At 54.5% G+C, this 7,063-nt stretch carries 5 protein-coding genes and 1 pseudogene; 4 read left to right on the forward strand and 2 right to left on the reverse strand.

All coding sequences use genetic code 11. The features are described 5' to 3' along the window. Positions 1–201 precede the first annotated feature (201 nt). The 4 genes from ABLN94_RS24335 to ABLN94_RS24350 all read left to right on the forward strand — a co-directional run bounded on the left by ABLN94_RS24335 (position 202) and on the right by ABLN94_RS24350 (position 5,553). A complete protein-coding gene (locus ABLN94_RS24335) occupies positions 202–873 on the forward strand; it encodes an HAD family hydrolase (RefSeq protein ID WP_352997269.1) in 672 nt (223 codons plus the stop codon). A gap of 240 nt (positions 874–1,113) precedes the next feature. Beyond that, the gene (locus tag ABLN94_RS24340; protein WP_352997271.1) at positions 1,114–1,632 is read left to right on the forward strand and encodes a GNAT family N-acetyltransferase; all 519 of its coding nucleotides are present in this window, start codon (positions 1,114–1,116) and stop codon (positions 1,630–1,632) included. Positions 1,633–1,946: 314 nt separating this feature from the next. After that, positions 1,947–5,219, forward strand: a complete 3,273-nt coding sequence (locus tag ABLN94_RS24345) for an AAA family ATPase (RefSeq protein WP_352997273.1) — start codon at positions 1,947–1,949, stop codon at positions 5,217–5,219. Between the two features lie 88 nt (positions 5,220–5,307). Next, positions 5,308–5,553, forward strand: coding sequence for a TPR end-of-group domain-containing protein (locus ABLN94_RS24350; protein ID WP_352997275.1), 246 nt, complete (start codon positions 5,308–5,310; stop codon positions 5,551–5,553). Between the two features lie 127 nt (positions 5,554–5,680). Here the strand turns inward: ABLN94_RS24350 and ABLN94_RS24355 are convergent, their stop codons facing one another. Then, positions 5,681–6,661 (reverse strand): nuclear transport factor 2 family protein, encoded by a 981-nt coding sequence (locus ABLN94_RS24355; RefSeq protein WP_352997276.1) that lies wholly within the window; start codon positions 6,659–6,661, stop codon positions 5,681–5,683. A 325-nt stretch (positions 6,662–6,986) separates the two neighbouring features. Beyond that, positions 6,987–7,063: pseudogene (locus tag ABLN94_RS24360) on the reverse strand (integrase); the annotation flags it as partial.

Here is a 7,063-nt window from a genome sequence, read left to right on the forward strand (position 1 = left end):
TTTCCATGACTGATCCTCCGATCCGCCATGCCCACCCACAACGACAACCCGACGTTGACGCGGTCCAATATCACAGGATGCTGCGATTGCTCCGAGGTCCTCTCAGAGCCCAAGATGGCGGGCGCTGCAATCTTTACGATTGTCGGCTTTATTGCAATACAACCGATGCTACCAACAACAAACCAATAGAGATCACCCCTCATGCATCTTCCCTCGCCCCAAGCCGTTGTGTTCGACATGGACGGCCTGTTGCTCGATACCGAACGTGTATACTTCGAGGGCTTCCGCACCGCGCTTGCCGCTCTCGGATTGCCGCAGGATGACGATCTGTTTCGGCGGCTAGTTGGCACGAACCGTGTGCTGGGACGTCGACTGTTGACGAATGGGCTTTCGGGACGCGTCACACTGGAGGAATTCGATGCCGTCTGGGACGACGAAATCGCGAAACGGCTAGCAGATTGCATCCCCGTCAAACCTGGTGCGCGCGCGGTGGCAATGCACCTGCGCGAACGGGGTATCCCTTACATCATCGCCACCAGCACCCAGACAGAAAAGGCGCATTTGCATCTCGACCGGGCGGGCCTCAGCGAGCTTTTTCAAGACGTAGTAGGCGGCGATCAGGTCGCGGCCAGCAAGCCTGCGCCGGATATCTATCTTCATGCTACTACACGTCTGGGTCACGATCCGGCAATCTGCGTTGCGTTCGAAGATTCGCCCAACGGCGTCCGCGCGGCGCACGCGGCAGGCCTCATTACGGTGCAGGTCCCCGATATTGTCGCCCCCGATGCCGAACTACGCGCACTCGGGCATTTTATTGCCAGCGACATCATCGCCGGAGCGCGCGAGGTTGGGCTAATGGTAAATCAGGAATAGGAAGCTGACGTTGGCGTATCGACAACCAACGGCAGCAGAGTCCGCACTCCGGACGTTACTGTCGTCTGAGCTGGCTCAATGTCCCACTGAAACCGTCAGGTGACCGCTGTGAGCCCTTTCGCGACCTTCAATCGATGTCACACAAGTGATGACTTTGCAGAAATCGAAAGTGCCGTTTGACCCAACCCTGCCATTTCTATCGCAGATGAACTCAGCTAGGTTCAGGTCTGGAGGGGCATCATGAGAGCTGGTGATATTAGGATCGAAGTTGTGACAGACTTGGCCGAGGCACCCGGCTGGATCGACATGAAAATCGAATACCTAAATTTCGCTGTAGCGCGTCACGAAGAGGCCACCGGACAACTTGTCGATCCAGAGGAGCAACTTCGCCAGACTGTCGCGCAAATCGATGAATTTCTCGGCCCAGACGGACGTTTCATCGTCGCGCGAAGTTCTGAAGGCGAACTGATTGGCATGGTGCTTTTGCACAAACTTCCGAACTACAAGGGAGAGATAAAACGACTATTCGTGAGACCACAAGCCCGCCGAATGGGCCTCGCCAAACGGTTGATGGATAGGCTGGAAGCAGAGGCACGAAAGATGGGTCTTTTATCGCTCTATCTGGACACGAGCAGCGGGCTTCGGGAAGCGATAGCCTTCTACCAGTCGCTAGGTTTCCAGGACGCACCCTTTGACCCGTCAAGTGTGCAGGACCCGGAAATAGCAAAGCATCTCGTAATCATGGAAAAGTCTCTTTAGCGCGTCGCAATTCACACAACCGTGGTGGATGAACATGGTCGCTTTGTACCGCACCGCGTGAGTTCGCAAAAGCCCCGAGTTTGCAGTCGCGGCGAATGACGGCTTTGGCGGGCCGCATTGCAGCGATGAAGGTTCTTGGCCAATGGCGGCTTGGGGCCGAAAGCCACCATTGCTGTCCATGGGAGTTCTCTTTCGGGGGCAACTCTACTCGGACATTGGTAATGTGTCTTCATTTCCCAATAGCTTTGAAACAGATCCAAAAAGCTTTGTGAAAATATCAAAATCAGGCAAGCTGGCTCCGTGGAGAATTGTGCATGCCTGATGTCGCAAGCTGGCTGGCTGAACTCGGCTTAGAAAAGTACGCAAGGGATTTCGACGACGTCGAAATCGATTTTGAAACTCTTCCAGAGTTAACAGAGGAAGACCTCGTAGAGCTAGGTTTGCCACTTGGCCCAAAACGCAAGGTTTGGGCTGCTATCCAACGCCTTAGTGGAGAGCTGAAGGAGCCGTCAGAGCGTGCCTTTGCGCCGGTGGAAAATGGCGGTGACAGCACGCCGAGCTCCGAAGGTGAGAGAAGGCAACTCACTGTGATGTTTGTGGATCTGGTAGGATCAACGGCCCTTTCGGCACAACTGGATGCCGAAGAAATGTCCACCATTATCAGGACCTATCAAAATGCGGTTGCCGGTGAAATTGCTCGTTTCGAAGGTCATGTCGCCAAGTTTATGGGTGACGGTGTCATTGGTTATTTCGGCTGGCCCAGGGCGCATGAGGACGAAGCCGAAAGAGCGGTGCGGGCAGGCCTTGCGGTTGTTCAAGCCGTGCGAAATCTCAATTTAGGAGGGCAAGTGATCTCCTGCAGGGTCGGAATTGCAACCGGTATTGTTGTCGTCGGTGAGCTTGTGGGAAGAGGCACGGCGCTGGAGCAAACGGTTGTTGGCGACGCGCCTAACCTCGCAGCGCGGCTCGAAGCACAAGCGGGTTCCGGAGAAGTTTTGGTTTCAGAGGCAACACAGGCTTTGATCACCGGCGCTTTTGAAATGGAAGCGACAGAACCTTTGTCGCTGAAAGGAATTGATGGACCGGTGGCGGCCTTTAGGGTTCTTGGCGAACAGGACCAGGAAAGCCGCTTTTCTCTGCGCTCGGACGGCATGACGCCTCCACTGGTGGGTAGGGACCAGGAACTGGCACTGTTGCTTGAGCGATGGAAAACGGCACGTGACGGAGAGGGGCAAGTCGTACTTCTGGTTGGCGAAGCTGGAATCGGTAAGTCGCGCATCATGCGCGCCCTGGAAGACGCGATTGGAAACGAGTCACACACGCGGTTGATGTATCAGTGTTCTCCCTTTCACGGTGACACTGCGTTCTGGCCCGTCACCCAGCAATTGCACCGCGCTGCGAGGTGGTCCCGGGACGATGACAACGAAGCGCGGCTGACCAAGCTTGAAACACTTTTTGACCGTGATGACATGCCAATCATCGCGAAACTGGTTGGCCTGGACGGAGCCGAACGATACGGCACAAGTGATCTTTCGCCTGCCGCGTTACGTTCCGAGACGTTGGACGTCTTGTCCCGGCAAGTTCTGAAATTAGCCGAACAGCAGCCCGTGGCATTTTTTCTCGAAGACGCGCATTGGATTGATCCGACGACACTGGAATTGTTGGAATTGACAATTGACGTGATCGAGGATGCGCCGGTGTTGATCGTGTTGACATCGCGCCCGGACAATCAGCCCGATCTCGCGGCGCACCCACATGCGACACGGCTTGCGTTGAACAGGCTGGGACGCGCAGGTGTTGATGCAATTGTCGAACGACTTGGCGGACGAAAGCTGAACCGCGAGACAGTAGAGGCGATCATTGAGCGGACAGATGGCATCCCCTTGTTTGTGGAAGAACTTACCAAGGCGGTGGTTGAGAGTGGCCAAACGGCAATTCCCGCTTCGCTCCACGACTCGCTGATGGCGCGGCTGGATCGCACGCCAAAAATCAAGGAGATCGCGCAATCAGCGGCCTGTATCGGACGAGAGTTTGATCTGGGCCTTTTGGTGGTTGCGACAGAAGGCCAAGAGGACGAGTTGCGGGAAGGTCTGGCAGGGTTGGCATCGGCCGAGTTGGTATTTCGACGCGGTGTGGGCGAAAACGAACGTTATGTGTTCAAGCATGCGCTGGTGCGCGATGCAGCCTATGAAAGCCTTCTTTTGTCACGGCGACGCGTGGTACATGAGCGGCTTGCCGCAGCACTTGGAAATGTTGCGCCACCGGAAATTGTCGCTCGTCACGCCGAGGCTGCCGGTCTGACTGACAAAGCCATAGAGCTATACCGCGAAGCTGGCAGCTTAGCTGTTAAACGTCCGGCTTTTCGCGAGGCTGCGTCGCATTACCAATCTGCTCTGCGCTTGCTTGAGCAGGAAGGAAACAGGCATAGCGAGGCGTTATCAGTTGCAGCAAAGCACAGTGTGACATTGATCGGTGCGGAAGGCTACACCGCCAATGAAACGATAAAGGCTTTTGAACGCGCGCGCCAATTGCTTGATGGATTTGATGATGCGCCAGAGTGGCCAGTCATACGATACGGGGAGTGGGTCAGTCGCTATGTCAGCGCCTCGCTGCCTGAAGCGGAAGCTATTGGGCACGCGGTTTTGAATGATATCGACATTAGTGATCAGCACAGGTTCCGAAGTGTCGCAAATCGAATGGTCGCGACTTCAAGGACAATGATGGGCAGGTTTACCGACAGTCTGCCGTATTACCAAAATGCCCTCAATGCCTACGATTCGTCGCGCGATTCCGATCAGGCTAACCGCTTCGGTACCGACGGAGGTGCGACCGCGAACGTTTATCTGGCTTTGACGCACTGGTGCCTTGGCAACATTGACATCGCATATTCTCACGCTGGGAACGCGACTGCGACAGGGTATCAACCGGGGCATCCTGCGCTCAGCCGGGCTTATATTCTGGGTCACATTTGCTACCTGAAATATTTGAACCGCGACTCCGACGCTCTTCAATGGTCAAACAATGTGCTTGCTGTCGCGGATCAGGCACAGATCGATATCTGGCGCAGGATTGGCCTGACAACACGTGCTGCTATTCACGCGGATCGTGGCGATTTTGAAGCGGCCCTGGTAGATGCCGATGACTGTCTTGCGGCGCTGATCAAGGCGAATACGCTGTTGTTCACTGGTTTTCCAATGCGCGCAAGAGCACGTGCTTATATCGGTCTGGGAAAGCTGGACCAGGCCGAAAATGCACTCGCGGCAATCGAACCGATGATGGAAAGAACCAGCCAGAGGTGGGATGAGGCGGATACTTATTGTGCTCGGGCGGAACTTGCATTGGCCTTTGGCGATCCTGACAAAGCGGAAAGATGTTACCGTGAAGCCATCAGGATTGCTCAGGGGCAATCAGCGCTTAGCTGGGAAAGACGCGCAGCGATCCCGCTCGCTCACTTGATGGCAGACCGCGGTGCCATATCAGAAGCACTTAAGCTATTGGCTGACGTGCAGAACAAGTTTCGCAATCGCGTTCAGTGTAGCGATCACAACGCAGCATTAGAGCTCCTCACTGTTCTGGAGAGGTCTTAATTACTCGTGTCATCGAACCCAGTGAATACAAGATTTAGCTTGAAGTAGAACAAACATAGTCTCGCCGGTCTTGTCAGAAGAACTTGGCTTGTGGCGTGTATCCGCGCGGGAATGGTTGGGCCGCGCGTTGCGAATACGGGGCGGAAGTGACGACGGTAGTTTCTACATGGCTGGTGTCTATTCGCTTTTGGGCGATACGGATCTAGCTCTGAATGTGCTCGAACGTACTGCCAAAGATGCAGGACCGGACGTGCTTCAATGGCTATCGGTCGATCCGGATCTTGATGCGATCTGCGACCATCCCCGCTTCCGGGAGTTGATGAAACAAGACTAGCCTAAACGAGAAACTTACTCGTAACTTTGCTAAAATTGCTGATTTAGATGCATGCATACATATGGTTATGAGTAGCCTAATCTGACTGGTCCGGTTTGATTTTTAGTTTAGGCTGGAAGGTCATTCTTCAAGTGAAACCCTTCCAATCTAGTTTGAATATTGAGTGTTCCCCATCCAAGCCTTTGAGCGGAATCGTCATCGGGTCACGGAAATGAAATTCATTCGACCCGCCAACCATGATCCGCGTGGCATCTGATACACAGATATCACTTGGGGCAGCCAGTGACGCGATGCGGGCGGCTTTGTTTACCACTGTCCCAAAGTGATCGGCGTCAGAAGTAATCACTTCGCCGGTATGCAATCCAATGCGTACTTGCAATTTTGGTTCAGCGGATTCAGCTGCGTTGGCCTGCTGAATATTCTGCGCCGCCAGCAGGGCGGCCCTTGCGGAGGCGAAGGTAGACATGACACCATCACCAAGCGATTTCACCAATTGCCCACCGCTATCGACGATATGGGTCTCGACCAGCTTGAGGTGCCTGCGCACAGAATCGGTCCAGAGTGTATCCCCTATCGTTTCAGCAATCGTCGTACTGTCGGCTATATCTGTGAACATCACAGTCGCTATTCCGCTTTGCCCAAGCTCGTAGGGAGTAGACAGAGCAGCATCTAGAAGTTCTTCAAAACCTTTTGCCTCGTAGCCGAAGCCTTCGACATTATTGACCGGAATGGAATTGTGAACGTGCACGATTTTCCAGGAACCCTTATCGAGTTTCAGAATGACGGTGGAGCGCAATTGCGCCGATTGTCCCGTTTCAATCGCGTCGATCGTTGCTTGCCACTCTACCCAACCGAGGGAGCCGAATTCAAATCCACGAATTTCTTCCGGGTCCCATCGGAACCGGGGGACCTCCTGAATGTACTGCGCAATGCCGCGACGCAGCGCATCATCCCGCCACGACTCGCCCTCGTCAGAGCCAAAATAGGACAACGCGGCATCGTCGGAGAAAAGATGCACGACCGTTTCGCCATCGCCGCGCCCATACGCTTTGATCCAACGTTCCACTATGGCTGCAAGTTCTGGCGAAGGTCGTATCGTATCTGTCATCGAATGAATGATAGCAACCACCACATCTTACGCATAGCACTGTTAAAAAAGAGAGCTAATGAAAGCCAGCTGTGGCGGCGGAGCGGAACGCCGCGGGTGGCGCAACAGATTACCCACGGCATCGACCCAGTCGGAAATTAAGCCGTCACGCAAAGAACACTTTCGAGACAACTCTATCTGGCGGCTAGGTCCCGCGATTTGTGAATTCGCAAGATTCAGGAATTTGCTCTTGCGGCGAAAGTCCGGTCTGGCGGGCCGCACCGCATCGATGAGAAGCCTCGACCAATGGCCGGTTTGGGCCGCCTGTGAAAGCGACCCAACTGCACTAGATTTCAATGGCTTCGGCGATAGCTAGAGCGTCTTCAAGTTCGACGCCCAGATATCTAACTGTGCTGTCCATCT

Origin of the sequence: Ruegeria sp. SCP11, from assembly GCF_040329455.1 — a bacterium.
In the GTDB taxonomy this organism is placed as follows: domain Bacteria; phylum Pseudomonadota; class Alphaproteobacteria; order Rhodobacterales; family Rhodobacteraceae; genus Ruegeria; species Ruegeria atlantica_E.

Bases quoted from the DNA above. Each gene is read 5' to 3' on its own strand.
- ABLN94_RS24335 (WP_352997269.1), top strand. From the start codon at position 202: ATGCATCTTCCCTCGCCCCAAGCCGTTGTGTTCGACATGGACGGCCTG.
- ABLN94_RS24340 (WP_352997271.1), top strand. From the start codon at position 1,114: ATGAGAGCTGGTGATATTAGGATCGAAGTTGTGACAGACTTGGCCGAG.
- ABLN94_RS24345 (WP_352997273.1), top strand. From the start codon at position 1,947: ATGCCTGATGTCGCAAGCTGGCTGGCTGAACTCGGCTTAGAAAAGTAC.
- ABLN94_RS24355 (WP_352997276.1), bottom strand. From the start codon at position 6,661: ATGACAGATACGATACGACCTTCGCCAGAACTTGCAGCCATAGTGGAA.